Genomic DNA, 15,124 nt, shown 5'->3' on the forward strand with positions numbered 1-15,124 from the left:
CGTGATCGATCGGTTGTCGTGGCGAGCCGGACCGAATCGACGCGCGGTCTTCGGCCTGGCCCTGGAATTCATGCGCTTGCGGGTTTCCCGCGGGCAGCAGCAACACAGCGACATGGGGGCGAACCGGCCGCAATGCAAGTCCCGCCGGCCAAGGGCTGCGCGCAAAAGCGTGGCAGTTTAGCACCCGCCCCCGTGGCGGCCGCCGCCCGTACACTGCGGCCATGCCGCCCCGCCCTGCCCCGTCCCCTGGCCGGCCCGCCGTGCCCGACCCCTTGCCGATCGCCCAGGCGCTGCGGCAGCACGACGGCCTGGCCCGGCTGGGCCAGCTGATCCGCGAATCGAACCGCCGCCTGGAAGCGATCCGGCCGGCGTTGCCCGGCGCGCTGGCGAGCTTCGTCAAGCCGGGGCCGGTCGACGAGCAGGGCTGGACCCTGCTGGTGGCCAATGCCGCCGTCGCGGCCAAGCTGCGCCATCTGCAGCCGCGGCTGGAGCAGCTGCTGCAGGAGCAGGGCCTGCTGCCGGCGCTGCTGCGGATCAAGGTGCAGCAGCAACAGCCCTAGCCGCGCCGCCGGCGGGGCCTGAACGGCCCAACTCAGGCAGCCTGCCCACCCCAGAGTTCGGCCGGGCTGTCGATGCGGCCGTCCTCGTAGCGGACCGTCGGCCGGCAATCGTTGGAGATGGCCAGCGGCGCGTCCAGGTCCACCACATCGCAGAGCTGCCCCAGCACGAAGGCCGGCGCCATGGCCAGGCCGGTGCCCGGCATGCAGCCGACCATCACCTTGATGCCCAGCGCGCGTGCGCGCTCGGCAATCATCAGGCCCTCGGTCAGGCCGCCGCATTTGTCGAGCTTGATATTGACGATGTCGAACAGGCCCGCGATGCGCTCGAGCTCGGCGAGGCTCAGACAACTCTCGTCCGCCGCGGTCTCGCAGGGCGCGTCGATCAGCTTCATGTCCTGCTCGCGCCCGCGCGAGAAGGGCTGCTCGAGCACCATCACGCGGCAGTCGGCCAGCACCGGCAGCAGGCGCTCGATGGTGGCCGGTGTGAAGCCCTGGTTGGCGTCCACGCTGAGCCAGACCTCGGGCCGCGCCGCCCGCACCGCCCGCACTCTTTCGATGTCGAGCTCGGTCTCGCCGGTCAGCTTGAGCTTCAGCGCCCGCGCGCCGGCGAATCGCTGCGCACCGGCGGCCATCTCGGCGGGCGCATCGGCGCTCAGGGTCATGGTCGTGAGCAGCGGCTGGGGCCGGCGCAGGCCGGCAAGCTGCCAGACCGCGCAGCCGGCGCGCCGCGCCTCCAGATCCCAGAGCGCGCAGTCCAGCGCATTGCGCGCGCCGCCGGCCGGCAGCAGCTCTCGCAAGGCCTGGCGCGACAGGCCGGCCTCGATGTGGGGACGCGCCGCTTCCAGCTGGGCGGGCATGTTCGCGGGCAGGTCGCCGCTGTAATAGACCCCGGCCGCCTCGCCGCGGCCGAGCAGGCCGCCGGCGCGCAGGCTCACGTCGAGGACCGGCACGTCCCTGAAGGTGTAGCCCGAGATATGGAAGGGCTTGGCGAGGGTCAGGTCGTGCAGGCGGTAGTCAAGCGAAAGAGGCAGCGGCAGGCTCATGGCGGTGTTCCTTGATGAATCGAAGCGGTGACAACTGGCAGGCCTGGACGCCCAGCGCCTGCAAGTCGGGCGGCAGCGGCCGGCCCAGGGCCAGGGCGGCCGCGGCCCGGCCGAGGGCCGGCGCGGTCTGGATGCCATAGCCGCCCTGGCCCGCGCACCAGAAGAAGCCCGGCAGCTCGGCATCGAAGCCGAGCACCGGCCTGCGGTCGGGGCTGAAGACCCGCAGGCCGGCCCAGCGATGCCGGACCTGGCGCACCTGCAGGCCGGTGACGGTCTCGAAGCGGTCGACCGCGATGGCGACATCGAGCTCCTCGGGCTGGGCGTCGCAGGGCGGGCTCGGTGTTTCGTCGGCCGGCGAGATCAGCAGGTGGCCGGCATCGGGCTTGAAGTAATAGCTCTCGTCGACGCCGATGACGGCGGGCCAGGCGGCTATGTCCAGGCCCGGCGGCGCATCGATCAGCGCCGCCGTGCGCCGCAGCGGCTGCAGACCCAGCGGCCGCGCGCCCGCCATCGTGGCGACCGCATCGGCCCAGGCGCCGGCGGCATTGACGAGGACGGGCGCGCGATAGACGCCGCCGTCCGTATGCGCGACCCAGTCGCCGCCCTCGCGCCGCAGCGCGCGCACCGCGCTGTCCAGGCGCAGCTGCGCGCCACGCGCGCGGGCCTGGCGCAGAAAGCCCTGGTGCAGCAGGTCCACGTCGATGTCGGCCGAGCCCGCGTGGAGCACCGCGCCCTCCTGCAAGTCGGGGCGCAGGATGCCGACGCGGGCCGCCACCGCCTCGGCGCTCAGCAGCGAGGTGTGCGCGGCCAGCGCGGGATCGGCGCGGAACTGTGCCAGCAGATGCCGCTGGCCCGGACCGGCCAGGTAGAGCGTGTCCCGCGCACGCAGCAGCGGCGCCGCGGCGAAGCCGGCCGGCGGCTGTTCCAAGAAGGAGCGGCTGGCGCGGGTCAGCGCCCGGATGACCGCATTGCCATAGGCCTCGGAGAACAGCGCGGCCGAACGGCCGGTCGTGTGGTAGCCCACCTGCGACTCGGCCTCCAGCAGCACCAGCGGCCCATGCGGCGCCAGTTCGGCGGCAATCGAGGCGCCGGCCATCCCCGCCCCGACGACGATGAATTGCAGCTGAAGCGGAGCACTGCTCATTTCCGGATTTCCATTAAATTTTCCATTTTGGATAATTACTTTATCATTCGGAACATTGCAAAGCCATAAAACATGATCGGGACTTGCCCGACCTGGCCGATCGAATCGCATCTCTCCAGAAGACCGGGCCGTCGCCAGTCGCACGGGTATAAGCACATTTAACGTTTACACCGATGGGAAAGTTTTTATACTAATCGGAAACTTCGTAGGTATCTTCACTCTTCCACCTGGAGAAGTCATGAGTCGGTCCACCCGGTTCGTCCGCCGCGACGTGCCCTCGAGGCGCCACAAGCTGGCGTCCCTGCTGCTGCCCTGCATCGCGGCGCTGTGCGCCTCCCCGGCCTGGGCGCAGGCCAGCAACCAGGCGGCGTCGACCGACGCGGCGCGCGCCGAGAACGCCGGCGACAAGAACAGCAAGACAGCCCGCGACGCGGAGGTGCTGGACGCGGTCACCGTCACGGCCACGCGTCGACGCGAGCCGCTGCGCGACGTGCCGCTGCGCGTCGAGGCGCTGAGCGTCGAAGGGCTGGAGCGCTCGGGCGCGGCCTCGCTGAGCGACTACATCGGCAATCTGCCGGGCGTGATGTTCAACTCCGACGGCGGCCCCGGCCGCGGCCAGCTCAATGTGCGCGGCGTCGGCGTCGGTTCGCTGGGCACGACCACCGTCGGCACCTATATCGACGAGGTCGCCTCGGGCTCCAGCACCTCCTTCGTCGGCACGGTGGGCGTGTCGGCGCTCGATATGTCCCTGCTGGACCTGAACCATATCGAGCTGCTGCGGGGCCCGCAGGGCACGCTCTACGGCGCCGGCGCCATGGGCGGCCTCTTGAAGTACGTGACCAATGAACCGGACAGCTACGGCTTGTCCGGCAAGGTCGGCCTGGGCCTGCGCGGCAGCAAGAACGGCGCGCTGGGCCATACCGAGCATGCGGTCCTCAACGTGCCGCTGAGCGAAGGTGCGGCGGCGATGCGCGTGGCCCTGTTCAACGACCACGACGGCGGCTATATCACGGCGGTCGGCCGCGCGGCCGGCGAGCACATCAACGACGGCGACACGCGCGGCGGCCGGGTGTCCCTGCTGCTGGAGCCGATGTCCAAGATGAAGGTCCGCCTGACCGCGACCCAGCAGACGATCGAACGCGAGGGCACCGGCCTCGTGCAATACGGCTCCACCGTCGGCGACCCGCAGTACGGCCAGCCGCTGTACGGCGATCTGACGCGCCATCTGTCGGTGGCCGAGCCCTACCGCATCAAGAACAACATCGCCTCTGCCGATCTCGAATACGACTTCGGCTGGGCGCGGCTGAACGCCATCCTGTCGGACCAGCGCATGAAGAGCCGCACCGTGCAGGACGCCAGCGACATCATCGGCGTGCCCGGCACCAACTTCGTCGAGCTCGACAATATGAGCGGGCTGGACAAGCGCACGCAGGAACTGCGCCTGACCTCGGCGCGCGGCACCGTCGAGTGGCTGCTCGGCGCCTATCACAACAAGGAGAGCGGCAGCTACGACCAGACGCTGTGGGCGCAGATGGCGGCCGACGGCTCGAACCTGACCCTGGTGACCGCCGGCACGCCCTCCAGCTTCGAGGAGAACGCAGTCTACGGCGACCTGACCTACAACCCCAGCGCCGCGCTGTCCTTCACCGTCGGCGCCCGCGTCGCGCGCAACAAGCAGCTCTTCACCGCGCTGACCAATGGCGTGGCCGATTTCACGACGCCGGCCGAGGACGACTCGACCACCTATCTGGCCACCGCGCGCTATTCGCTCGACAAGAACAGCAGCGTCTACTTCCGCGCCGCCAGCGGCTACCGCCCGGGCGGCCCCAACCCGCCGGCCATCGACCAGAACGGCCAGCTGGTGCCCGGCGCGCCGACCTCCTTCGGCCCCGACACGCTGTGGAGCTACGAGGCCGGCTACAAGGCCGATCTGCTGGACAAGCGCCTGTCGCTGGAACTGGCCCTGTTCGACATCCACTGGAGCGATCTGCAGCTGCCCATGGTCTACGGCGCCACCACCGTGCGCGGCAATGCCGGCAAGGCCGTGCTGAAGGGCATCGAACTGGCGGCCCACTACAGGCTCGACGAGCACTGGAGCCTGGACGGCCAGCTCGCCAGCAACGAAGCAAAGCTGACCGAAGACGCGCCCGGACTGGGCCCGGCCGGCTCGCGCATCCCGAACGTCGCCAAGTTCTCGGCCAGCCTGGGTGCGCGCTATGCGTTCGCGCTGCGCGGCAAGCCCTCCTATGCCGGCCTGAACGTGACCCATGTCGGCCAGCGCAATGCCGGCTACGACGCGGCGGGCAGCTCGGTGCCCAACTTCAGCATGCCGGCCTACACCCTGGTCGATGCGCAATGGGGGCTGGACCTCGGCCGCTGGCAGATCGCCGCCTTCGTGCGCAATCTCGGCGACAAGCGGGCCATCCTGAGCGCCGACACCGCGCTGACCGCCTTCGGCGGCCCGCTGAACGCAACGCCGGCGACGCCGCGCACGATAGGCGCGACGGTGAGCGCATCCTTCTGACCCTGTAGTGCCTTGGTGAAAAGAATGCCGGCGCCGCGCATCTCGCGGCGCCGGCATTTCGAGATGGAGAGAGTGATTCGATGAAACTGATCAGACTCGCAGCGGCCGGCAGCCTGCTCGCCATCGCCGCATCGGTGGCGGCCAACCCGCAAGCGGCGACAAGCCCGGCGAGTGCGCCCGCCACCATCGCCGCCGCGCCGCAGCTCGAGGCCGCCGACCTCGCAGCCTGGCTCGATGGCCGGGTGCCCTACGCGCTGAAGAGCGGCGACATCGCCGGCGCGGTGATCGTCGTCGTCAAGGACGGCAAGGTCTTGCTGCAAAAGGGCTATGGCTACGCCGACGTCGCCGCCAAGACGAGCATGGATCCCGAGACCACGATGGTGCGGCCGGGCTCGACCTCCAAGCTGTTCACCTGGACGGCGGTGATGCAACTGGTGCAGCAGGGCAAGCTCGACCTGGACCGCAACGTCAACGACTACCTGGACTTCAAGATCGAGGAGCGCTTCGGCAAGCCGATCACCTTGCGCGATCTGATGAACCACCGCGCCGGTTTCGAGGAGGGCCTGAAGGACGTGCTCGCCTACGATCCCAAGCAGGCCCAGACCACCGAGCAATACCTGAAGCAGCATCCGCGCCCGATGCTGTTCGCGCCGGGCCAGGTGCCGGCCTATTCCAACTACGGCGTCGCGCTGGCCGGCTATATCGTCCAGCGCGTCAGCGGCGAACCGTTCGAGCGCTATGTCGAGCGACATGTCTTCCAGCCCCTGGGCATGATGCACAGCACCATGGCCCATCCGCTGCCCGAGCGCTTCCAGAAGCTGGCGGCCCAGGGCTATCGCCAGGCCAGCGACGACAAGCCCTCGCCCTTCGAGTTCATCACCACCGCGCCGGCCGGCAGCGCCACGATGACGGCGGCCGATATGGCGCGCTTCATGCTGGCCCATCTGCAGCAGGGCAGCCTCGATAGCTACGCGATGCTGAGCCCGGCCACCACGGCGCTGATGCACAGCCCCAGCCAGCCGCCCGGGCCGGCCGGCTTCGCCGTGATGGCCCATGGCTTCTTCTCCGGCACGCAGAACGGCCGCACGGTGATCGGCCATGGCGGCGACACCATCGTCTTCCACACCGAGATGAATCTGCTGCCGCAAGAAGGCGTCGGCATCTTCTTCAGCTTCAACAGCCGCGGCAAGGACGCCGCCGTCTACGGCGCCCGCAAGGAGCTGTTCGACGGCTTCATGGACCGCTACTTCCCGGCCCCGCCGCAGGCCGAGCCGCCCGCCCTGGCCTCGGCCGCGGCCGACGCCCAGCGCATCGCCGGCCGCTACCAGAGCTCGCGCCGGATCGAGAACGGCTTCCTCAGCGCCCTCTACCTGATGTCGCAGACGGTGATCACGGCCAAGTCCGACGGCACGATCACGGTGCCCAACTTCATGGGCGGCAGCGACGACTTCCGCGAGATCGCCCCGCAGCGCTGGCGCAAGATCGGCGGCGCGCAGGAGCTGCTGCTGAGCGAGGTCGATGGCGTCAAGACCGTGATCGACAGCGAGAACCCGGTCTCGGTGCTGCAAGAGGCGTCCTTCCTGCGCTCGGCGCCGCTGACCCTGACGCTGCTCTCGCTGTCGGTGCTGGTGCTGCTCGGCACGCTGCTGATATGGCCGATCGGCGCCCTGCTGCGCCGCGCCGACCGCGCGAGCAGCGGCGCCTCGCCCGCAGTCCAGCGCCTGCGCCGCTGGCAGCGCATCGCCGTCGCCGTCGACGCCGTCTATCTGCTGGCCTGGCTGCTGCTGATCCAGCCGGTGCTGAACACCGATCTGGCGATCTACAACAGCGCCAACGACGGGCTGATCGGCGCGCTGCAGATCGCCGGCCTGGCGCCGGTGGCGGCTGCGGTCGTCGGCGTCGGGGCCGCCTGGCGCATGCAGGCGAGCGATGCCTCGCGCCTGTCCCGCATCTGGAGCCTGCTGGTGGCGGCCGCCCTGCTGGGCGTGGTCTGGATCGGCGTGGTGGGCCAGCTGATGAGCTGGAACCTCAACTACTGAGCCGCGCATGAACGCCAGCACCTTCGACGACCCCGCCCCGGCCACGCCCGCAGCGCGGGCCGGCATCCGCAAGGCCGCCATCGGCCTGATCACGCTGACCATGTTGACCGGCACGGCGGCGCGTTATGCGCTGAGCCCGCTGCAGGAGCTGGTGCGCAAGGACCTGGGCCTCGGCGACAACCAGATGGCCCTGCTGCAAGGCATGGCGATCGCCCTGCCGACCGCGCTGATGTCGATCCCGCTGGGCCGCCTGGTCGATCGCGCCAACCGCGCACGCCTGCTGGTGATCCTGGCGCTGATCTGCGCCGCCGGCAGCGTCGTGACCGCCTTCGCGCAGGACTTCGCCACCACCTTTATCGCGCGCATGCTGGTCTGCGCGGCGGTCGTCGCGGCGCAGCCGGCCGCCCTGTCCCTGGTGGCCGATCTGACCAGCGCCGCGCAGCGCGGCCGCATGATCATGCTCACCTCGCTGGGCCAGGCCTTCGGCGGCGCGCTAGCCTTTGTGCTGGCCGGCATGCTGCTGTCCTGGCTGCCGACTTTGCTGAGGGCCGGCAGCAGCCTGTCGGCGCTGGCGCCCTGGCGCCTGGTGCAGCTGGCCTTCGCCGCCGCGGTGCTCGTCGCCGCCGGCGCGCTGCTGCTGATGCGCGAGCCGCCGCGCCAGGAGGTCGGCGCGGCGCAGGGTGCGAAGTTGCGCGCCGCGCTGCGCGAGCTCTGGGCCTACCGGCGCTTTCTGCTGCCCCTGGTCGGCGGCATGGTGACGGTGGGCATGGCCGACGCCGCCGCGGCAATCTGGACGGTGCCGGTGCTGACGCGCAACTTCCACCAGACCCCCGCCGATTTCGGCACCTGGATGGGCATGCTGAACCTCGGCTCCAATGTGCTGGGCGCGGTGCTGGGCGGCCTGGCCGCCGACCTGGGCCAGCGCGGGCGCGGGCGCAGCGGTGTCATGCTCGGCGCGGTGCTCGGCGCGGGGCTGTCGGTGCCCGCGGCGCTCTTCCCGGTCATGCCCGACGTGACGGGCTTCGCCATCCTGATGGCGCTGCTGCTTACCGCCGGCGCCTGCGTGAACATCGCCGCGACCTCGGCCATGATGGTGATCCTGCCCAACGAGCTGCGCGGCATCTGCTTCAGCCTGCTGATCGCCGTCATCGGCCTGGCCGCCTTCGGCATCGCCCCCTTGCTCGTCAGCCTCGCCGCCCAGGCCTTCGGGCAGGAGGCGGACATCGCCGTTCCGCTGACCTACGTAGGCGTCATCACCAGCCTCTGCGCCCTGGGCGCCTTCATCCGGGCGATGCGCGTCGCCAAGCATTCCTGACAGGAAGTCCCATGAACGAATCCTCTGCCGACCAGAGCGGTATTGCCGCGCTGGACGAACTGTTCCAGCCGCTGAAGCGCAGCGATGCGCCGGGGATCGTGGTCGGCGTCGCCCGGCAGGGCCGGCCCGTCTACCGGCGCGGCTTCGGCCTGGCCAGCATCGAGCATGGCGTCGCCAACACGCCGGCCACGCGCATGCGCATCGGCTCGACGAGCAAGCACTTCGCCAGCCTGGCCACGCTGCTGCTGGCCGAGGAAGGCAAGCTCGATCTCGACGTCGGCGTGCGCCGCTATCTTCCGGAGCTTCCCGAACTGCCCGCGCTCGGCGTCGAGCCCACGCTGCGCCAGTTCATGAACCACACCAGCGGGCTGCGCGACTATCTCGACGCGTCCTTCATCGCCTGCGGCATGACCATCACGCCCAAGGGCTCGGCGCTGGCCGCGCAAGTGCGGCAGAGCGAGGCCAATTTCGCGCCGGGCGAGAAGATGATCTACAACAACGGCGGCTACCAGCTGCTGTCGCTGGTGATCGAGCGCGTCGCCGGCCTGCCCTTCGAGCGGTTCCTGCAGGAGCGCATCTTCGCGCCCCTGGGCATGCTGGACACGCAGTCGGTGCAGAGCGATTTCGAGATCCACCGTGGCGTCGCCACCCTGCATGTGCCGCAGCCCGACGGCAGCTACCGGCGCGGCATGTTTCCCAGCGAGGAGGTGCGCGGCGAAGGCGCGATCGTCTCGACCATCGACGACATGCTGCGCTGGCTGGCCCATCTGCGCGGCCCGCACAAGATCGGCAGCGAGGACAGCTGGGCGCAGCTGCTGCGGCCCGCGCGGCTCAACAACGGCTTCCTGAGCAAGTACGGCCTCGGCCTGCAGATCGAGCAGTACCGCGGCGTGGACGTGATCCACCATGGCGGCACGGTGATCGGCGGCAACTGCCAGATGCTGACCGTGCCCGCGCATGCGCTGGACATCATCATCATCTCGAACGGCGCCGCCGTCAGCGTCAACGAGCTGGCCAACAAGGTCGTCGAGGCGATGCTGGGCGAGGCGGCCTTCCCCTTGCCGGCGGAGAAGACCGCCGCGAGCGCCGACTACCAGGCCCTGGTCGGCAGCTTCTACGCCTCGCCGGCTACCGGCATGGTGTTCGGTTTCGGCGATGCGGGCGGCAAGCTGGGCTTCGTCGTCCACAACTCGCCGCCGATTCCGGCGCGCGACGAGGGCGACGCGCTGTGCCTGGACTTCAGCCGCATCGTCACCGGCCCCTACCGCGTCGCGATCGGGCCGCTGGCCGCCGGCGAGAGCGCGCCGCCGACGCTGCAGCTCGACGATGGCGGCACGCCGCAGCGGCTGGAGCGGCTGCAGGCGCCGCCGCTGGCCGAGATCGGGCCGGCCCTGCTCGGCCATTACCGGGTACCCGACCTGAACGCGCAGGCACGGATCGAGTTCGAGGGCGAGGCCCTGATCGTGCGCATCGCTAGCGAATTCGGGCCGAACCGGCTCACGCTGAAGCCCTTGTCCGACGAGCTCTTCGCCTGGAACTTCGGCGGCCAGCTGGCCGCGCTGGGCGGCACGCTGCGGGTCGAGCGCGACGAGGCCGGCCAGGTGAGCGGCCTGCGCTTCAACACCTTGCGCACGCGCAATCTCCACTTCCAGCGCATCGCCGATTGACCTGCCGATGAAGTTCTTCATTGCCCACCTCGCTACCGAGACCAACACCTTTGCCGCCGCGCCGACCGGCCGCGGCGGCTTCGAGGAATACGGCATCTTCCACGGCGACGCCAGCAGGCGCGCGCCCGAGGGCACCGGCTCCTTCCTGCGCTTTCTGCGCGACATGATCGAGGCCGACGGTCACGAGGTGGCGGAGAGCCTGTGCACGCTGGCCCAGCCGGCCGGCCGCACGGTCCGGCAGGTCTACGAGGCCTTGCGCGACGAGATCCTGGCCGACCTGCGCGCCGCGATGCCGGTCGACGCGGTGCAGCTGCTGCTGCACGGCGCGATGGCGGCCGAGGGCTATGACGACTGCGAGGGCGATCTCGCCGCGCACATCCGCTGCATCGTCGGCCCCGAGGTCGTGATCGGGCTGGAGCTCGACCTGCATTGCCATTTCACCGAGCGGATGCGGCGCTCGGCCGACGCGATCCTTGCATTCAAGGAATATCCGCATGTCGACGGCGAGGCGCGCGGCCGCGAGCTCTACCGACTGCTGGTCGACACGGCGGCCGCACGGATCCGGCCCGTCACCGCGGTGTTCGACTGCAAGATGGTGGGCCTGTGGCACACGACGCGCGAGCCGATGAAGTCCTTCGTCGCGCGCATGCAGGCGGTCGAGCGCGAGCCGGGCCTGCTGTCCGTCTCGCTGGGCCATGGCTTCCCCTGGGGCGACGTGCCCGAGGCCGGCGCCAAACTCTGGGTGATCACCGACGGCGATGCGGCGCTGGCCGCCGAGTGGGCCGGGCGGCTGGGGCGCGAGTTCTGGGATCTGCGCGCGGCGATCAGCCCCCACACCCTGGGCATCGACGAGGCGCTCGACCAGGCCCTCGCGCTCGGCGAAGGGCCGGTCGTGCTGGCCGATATCGCCGACAACCCGGGCGGTGGCGCGGCCGGTGACAGCACCTTCATCCTGCGGCGGCTGATCGAGCGCGGCATCGGCAATCTGGTGCTGGGGGCGCTCTGGGATCTGGGCGCCGTGCAGATCTGCAAGGACGCCGGCGTCGGCGCCGAACTGGATCTGCGCGTCGGCGGCAAATGCGGCCCCGCGTCGGGCCTGCCGGTAGACCTGCGCGTCCTCGTGCGCGGCGTCGTCGAAGACCACAGCCAAAGCGCGCTGGATTCACGCGAGCGGCTGGGGACCTGTGTCTGGGTCGAGGCGGCGAACGGGCTGCACCTGCTGCTCTCGTCGATCCGCACCCAGACCTACGGCGCCGATGCCTTCACCGGCATGGGCATCGGCTTGGAGGACAAGTCGCTGATCGTGGTGAAGTCGACCCAGCATTTCCACGCGCAGTTCGCGCCCCTGGCCCGCGCGGTGTTCTATGTCTCCACCCCGGGCGCGCTGTCGCTGGACTTCGCCAGCATTCCTTATCGCCGGCGTTCGCTGGACTTCTGGCCGCGGGTCGAGGATCCGCACGCGCGGGACTAGGGTCTGTCAAAACAAGAAGCGCGCTTCGGAAGAAGGGGCGGGCTGCGCGTTCACCCCGCCCCATGGCTGCCTCAGATGCTGCCGGCGGAAACGATAGGGCCGGTCGGCGCGCCGGTCGGGGAGCCGCCGCGGGGCTCCAGGCTCAGAGCGAAAGCGCTGGTGTCGCGCAGCAGATTGGCGCGCAGCACGGTGGTCGCTCCCTGGCCGGCCACCAGGCCCAGCGAGCGCGGCGCGCCGGCGGCAGGAACGGCCCAGAGCTCCAGCGCGCGACTGGCGTCGAGCCGCACCTCGCCCAGCGGTTTCAGGACCAGCGCCCGGCCATCGGCGCTGACGCTGGCCACGAAACCGGCCTTCAGCAAGCCGGCGCCGTCGGCGGTGCTCTGCATCACGATCACCAGCGGCGCCTGCGCCGGCAGCGGCTGCGATAGCAGCAGGGCCAGCCCCAGAGCCAGCGTCGCCATCGAACCGCCGAAAGCCCGCCAGGGACCCAGGCGCTGCCACCAGCGCGGCGCCGGCAGCGGCTCGCCGAACAGGCGGCGCTGAAGGGCCGGCCACAGCGCGGCGGGCGGCTCGACCGGCTCGAGCGGCGTGGCCAGCGGCTGCAGCCGCCGGTCCCAGCGCCGCAGCGCCTCGCGCAACGCCGGATGGGCGGGCAGCAACTGCTCGAAGCGGCGCTGCGCCGCGCCGCGCAGCGTGCCCAGCGCATATTCGGCGGCCAGCTTCTCGGCCAGATCGGGGCGGCTGTAGTCCATCAGGCCAGCCCTCCGCCCAGCAGCCCCGCCGCCCGGTCGAGGCAGCCGCGCAGGCTTTGCAGGCCGCGCCGCAGCCAGCTCTTCACCGTACCGAGCGGCTGGCGCAGATGGTCGGCCAGCTCGGCATGCGAATAGCCCTGGTAATAGGCCAGCGCCAGGCAGCTGCGCTGTTCGCCGCTGAGATCCTGCAGGCAGCGCTCCAGCGCATGGCGGCGCGAGGCGCGGTCCAGCAGCTCCAAGGGGCCGGCGTTTTCGTCGGCCACCCGGGCCAGCAGGTCGCGGTCCTCGCCGTCCCCCTCGCCGGAGGCCGCGTAGCGGCTGACGGTGGCCGGCTCGGCGGCCCGGCGCCGCAGGCCGTCGATCGCGCGGTTGCGCGCGATGCGGGTCAGCCAGGCCAGCGCCGGCCCCTGCAGCAGCTGGTAGCTGCCGGCCGAACGCCAGACATTGACGTAGACCTCCTGCAGCAGTTCCTCCGCCTGGCTGCGATCGCCGTTGATGCGCAGCACGACGCCGAACAGCTGGGCGCAGGTGGCGCGGTAGAGCGCTTCGAAGGCGCCGCGGTCGCCCAGGGCGATACGCGCGAGCAGCGCGGCCAGGGGCTCTTGGGTCGGGGTGGGGTCCATCAGCCATTCTTACGCGACCGCCCCCGAATCGGATGCAAGGCCAACCCCTACGTTGCGCGGCGCCGATTGGATGCAAGCCCGCCTCGCCGGCAGGGCCACGCGCATCCAGCGCGTGCCGATGCGCGTAAGCGCCAATGTGGACAGACCGTCCACTCATCCAGGAGACCCAGATGCATGCACCCCAAACAATGCGGCTGCGTCCGCTCGCCCTTGCCGCCCTGCTCTTGGCCGCGGGCGCGGCCCAGGCTTCCAGCCACCGCGAGGCGCCCTTCATCACCACCGTGCCCAAGGTCGACGCCAGCGATTTCTACCTGTTCATGAGCTACGAGCCGGGCCGCAGCGACTACGTCACCCTGATCGCCAACTACCTGCCGCTGCAGGACGCCTACGGCGGGCCCAACTATTTCTCGCTCGATCCGCACGCGCTCTACGAGATCCATATCGACAACAACGGCGATGCCAAGGAAGACATCAGCTTCCAGTTCCGCTTCAAGAACACGCTGAAGGGCACGGCGCTGACGATAGGCGACAAGAGCGTGGCCATCCCGCTGATCCAGTCCGGCCCGGTCAGTGAGGTCAAGGCCGCCTCGCTGAACCTGAACGAGAGCTTCACCGTCGACGTGGTGCGCGGCGACCGCCGCGCCGGCGGTCGCCAGTCGGTCACCAACGCCAATGGCGGCGGCGCGAGCTTCGACAAGCCGGTCGACAACATCGGCGTGAAGACGATCGCCGATTACGCGGCCTATGCGGCCAAGCATGTCTACGGCGTCAATATCCCCGGCTGCGGCCAGCCGGCCAAGCTCTTCGTCGGCCAGCGCAAGGACCCGTTCGCCGTCAATCTGGGCACTATCTTCGACCTGGTCAATGCGCCGGTCGGCGTCATCACCGACCCGAGCTTGATCAATGCCGGCACCAATGACCTGGCCTACAAGAACGTCACCACCCTGGCGCTGGAGGTCCACAAGAGCTGCCTGACCGCCGGCAACGAGACGGTGATCGGCGGCTGGACGACGGCCAGCCTGCGCCAGGCGCGCCTGCTCGACCCGAGCCCGAAACCGGGCCACCAGGCGAACGACAAGGCCGGCGGCGCCTGGGTGCAGGTCTCCCGCCTGGGCATGCCCCTGGTCAACGAGGTCGTCATCGGCCTGCCCGACAAGGACCGCTTCAATGCCTCCAAGCCCAGGGACGACGCGCAGTTCGCCAACTACGTCACCCACCCGACCCTGCCCGCCCTGATCGCCACCGTGCTGAACCTGCCCGGCACGGCGCCGACCAATCTGCCGCGCAACGATCTGGTCACGACCTTCCTGACCGGCATCAAGGGCGTCAACCAGCCGGCCAATGTGGTGGCCTCGGAGGAGCTGCGGCTGAACACGGCGATCCCGGCCGTGCCCTTCGCGCAGCAGAACCGGCTGGGCATCGTCGGCAATCTGCTGGCCGGCGGCAATGACAACGCCGGCTACCCGAACGGCCGCCGGCCCAAGGACGATGTCGTCGACATCTCGCTGGTGGCGGTCATGGGCGGGCTGTGCGTGGCCAATGGCGACAACGACGCGCTGAAGTTCGGCGCCGCCTGCAAGCCCTCGGCCGTGCCGCTGGGTGCGACGGCCTTCAAGCTGCACGACGCGGTCGACCAGGCGACGCTGCCGCTGCTGAGTGGCTTCCCCTATCTGTCCACGCCGATCGGCGGCACCCGTTGAGGAGGCGGTCATGAACAGCAAGCAAACCATCCATCTCCTGAGCCTGGGCGTCGTCGGTCTTCTGAGCGCCTGCGGCGGCGGCCACGACGACGGCGGCGACATGCCGGTGCCGCCGACGGCTGCGAGCCAGGTGCCGGACAGCGCGATGGCCTCCTCGGCCGCCTACACGCAGTTCGCGATCTCGCAGAGCCAGCGCAGCAGCGAGAGCGAGGAGCCGCTGAACGCCGGCAATGTCGACCCGGCGCCCGGCAGCGAGAGCGAGGAACCGGTCGCGGTGAGCTGAGCG

12 protein-coding genes are annotated in these 15,124 nt (G+C 70.2%); 8 read left to right on the forward strand and 4 right to left on the reverse strand.

The genetic code is table 11. From position 1 onward, the window contains the following. Window positions 1–221 precede the first annotated feature (221 nt). A complete protein-coding gene (locus QWJ38_RS17680) occupies window positions 222–560 on the forward strand; it encodes a DciA family protein (RefSeq protein ID WP_290360441.1) in 339 nt (112 codons plus the stop codon). 32 nt (window positions 561–592) lie between these two features. Here the strand turns inward: QWJ38_RS17680 and QWJ38_RS17685 are convergent, their stop codons facing one another. Together QWJ38_RS17685 and QWJ38_RS17690 are read right to left on the reverse strand one after the other, a co-directional pair. Then, on the reverse strand, window positions 593–1,603 hold the full coding sequence (locus QWJ38_RS17685) for a dipeptide epimerase (protein ID WP_290360442.1): 1,011 nt from the start codon (window positions 1,601–1,603) through the stop codon (window positions 593–595). After that, complete coding sequence (locus QWJ38_RS17690; protein WP_290360443.1) at window positions 1,575–2,747, reverse strand: NAD(P)/FAD-dependent oxidoreductase; 1,173 nt, start codon at window positions 2,745–2,747, stop codon at window positions 1,575–1,577. The genes QWJ38_RS17685 and QWJ38_RS17690 overlap by 29 nt, the downstream gene beginning before the upstream one ends. 238 nt (window positions 2,748–2,985) lie before the next feature. Here QWJ38_RS17690 and QWJ38_RS17695 point away from each other — a divergent pair, with 238 nt between their 5' ends. The 5 genes from QWJ38_RS17695 (at window position 2,986) to QWJ38_RS17715 (ending at window position 11,763) form a co-directional block, all read left to right on the forward strand. Further along, entirely contained in the window at window positions 2,986–5,271 is a 2,286-nt protein-coding gene (locus tag QWJ38_RS17695) for a TonB-dependent receptor (RefSeq protein WP_290360444.1), read from the forward strand. Between the two features lie 80 nt (window positions 5,272–5,351). Next, a complete protein-coding gene (locus tag QWJ38_RS17700) occupies window positions 5,352–7,310 on the forward strand; it encodes a serine hydrolase domain-containing protein (protein WP_290360445.1) in 1,959 nt (652 codons plus the stop codon). Window positions 7,311–7,317: 7 nt separating this feature from the next. Beyond that, window positions 7,318–8,625 (forward strand): MFS transporter, encoded by a 1,308-nt coding sequence (locus QWJ38_RS17705; protein ID WP_290360446.1) that lies wholly within the window; start codon window positions 7,318–7,320, stop codon window positions 8,623–8,625. A gap of 11 nt (window positions 8,626–8,636) precedes the next feature. Continuing rightward, the gene (locus QWJ38_RS17710; protein ID WP_290360447.1) at window positions 8,637–10,292 is read left to right on the forward strand and encodes a serine hydrolase domain-containing protein; all 1,656 of its coding nucleotides are present in this window, start codon (window positions 8,637–8,639) and stop codon (window positions 10,290–10,292) included. Window positions 10,293–10,299: 7 nt separating this feature from the next. Next, a complete protein-coding gene (locus tag QWJ38_RS17715) occupies window positions 10,300–11,763 on the forward strand; it encodes a M81 family metallopeptidase (protein ID WP_290360448.1) in 1,464 nt (487 codons plus the stop codon). Between the two features lie 71 nt (window positions 11,764–11,834). Here QWJ38_RS17715 and QWJ38_RS17720 read toward each other — a convergent pair whose 3' ends face one another. Together QWJ38_RS17720 and QWJ38_RS17725 are read right to left on the reverse strand one after the other, a co-directional pair. Further along, window positions 11,835–12,515 carry an anti-sigma factor gene (locus QWJ38_RS17720; RefSeq protein WP_290360449.1) on the reverse strand — a complete coding sequence of 227 codons (681 nt, stop codon included), beginning with the start codon at window positions 12,513–12,515 and terminating at the stop codon, window positions 11,835–11,837. Beyond that, on the reverse strand, window positions 12,515–13,138 hold the full coding sequence (locus tag QWJ38_RS17725) for a sigma-70 family RNA polymerase sigma factor (RefSeq protein WP_290360450.1): 624 nt from the start codon (window positions 13,136–13,138) through the stop codon (window positions 12,515–12,517). Before QWJ38_RS17725 ends, QWJ38_RS17720 begins: the two co-directional genes overlap by 1 nt. A gap of 170 nt (window positions 13,139–13,308) precedes the next feature. Between QWJ38_RS17725 and QWJ38_RS17730 the strand changes: the two genes are divergently transcribed. Next, window positions 13,309–14,838 (forward strand): DUF4331 domain-containing protein, encoded by a 1,530-nt coding sequence (locus tag QWJ38_RS17730; protein WP_290360451.1) that lies wholly within the window; start codon window positions 13,309–13,311, stop codon window positions 14,836–14,838. A gap of 10 nt (window positions 14,839–14,848) precedes the next feature. Then, window positions 14,849–15,121 carry a hypothetical protein gene (locus tag QWJ38_RS17735; protein ID WP_290360452.1) on the forward strand — a complete coding sequence of 91 codons (273 nt, stop codon included), beginning with the start codon at window positions 14,849–14,851 and terminating at the stop codon, window positions 15,119–15,121. The last annotated feature ends 3 nt before the right edge of the window (window positions 15,122–15,124 follow it).

The sequence above is a fragment of the Roseateles violae genome, assembly GCF_030410485.1.
In the GTDB taxonomy this organism is placed as follows: Bacteria; Pseudomonadota; Gammaproteobacteria; order Burkholderiales; family Burkholderiaceae_C; genus Roseateles_D; species Roseateles_D violae.

What these genes read in the sequence shown, in the direction of transcription:
- QWJ38_RS17735 (WP_290360452.1), top strand. Translation starts at nt 14,849, where the DNA reads ATGAACAGCAAGCAAACCATCCATCTCCTGAGCCTGGGCGTCGTCGGT.
- QWJ38_RS17715 (WP_290360448.1), top strand. Translation starts at nt 10,300, where the DNA reads ATGAAGTTCTTCATTGCCCACCTCGCTACCGAGACCAACACCTTTGCC.
- QWJ38_RS17680 (WP_290360441.1), top strand. Translation starts at nt 222, where the DNA reads ATGCCGCCCCGCCCTGCCCCGTCCCCTGGCCGGCCCGCCGTGCCCGAC.
- QWJ38_RS17710 (WP_290360447.1), top strand. Translation starts at nt 8,637, where the DNA reads ATGAACGAATCCTCTGCCGACCAGAGCGGTATTGCCGCGCTGGACGAA.
- QWJ38_RS17700 (WP_290360445.1), top strand. Translation starts at nt 5,352, where the DNA reads ATGAAACTGATCAGACTCGCAGCGGCCGGCAGCCTGCTCGCCATCGCC.
- QWJ38_RS17685 (WP_290360442.1), bottom strand. Translation starts at nt 1,603, where the DNA reads ATGAGCCTGCCGCTGCCTCTTTCGCTTGACTACCGCCTGCACGACCTG.
- QWJ38_RS17690 (WP_290360443.1), bottom strand. Translation starts at nt 2,747, where the DNA reads ATGAGCAGTGCTCCGCTTCAGCTGCAATTCATCGTCGTCGGGGCGGGG.
- QWJ38_RS17695 (WP_290360444.1), top strand. Translation starts at nt 2,986, where the DNA reads ATGAGTCGGTCCACCCGGTTCGTCCGCCGCGACGTGCCCTCGAGGCGC.
- QWJ38_RS17720 (WP_290360449.1), bottom strand. Translation starts at nt 12,515, where the DNA reads ATGGACTACAGCCGCCCCGATCTGGCCGAGAAGCTGGCCGCCGAATAT.
- QWJ38_RS17705 (WP_290360446.1), top strand. Translation starts at nt 7,318, where the DNA reads ATGAACGCCAGCACCTTCGACGACCCCGCCCCGGCCACGCCCGCAGCG.
- QWJ38_RS17725 (WP_290360450.1), bottom strand. Translation starts at nt 13,138, where the DNA reads ATGGACCCCACCCCGACCCAAGAGCCCCTGGCCGCGCTGCTCGCGCGT.
- QWJ38_RS17730 (WP_290360451.1), top strand. Translation starts at nt 13,309, where the DNA reads ATGCATGCACCCCAAACAATGCGGCTGCGTCCGCTCGCCCTTGCCGCC.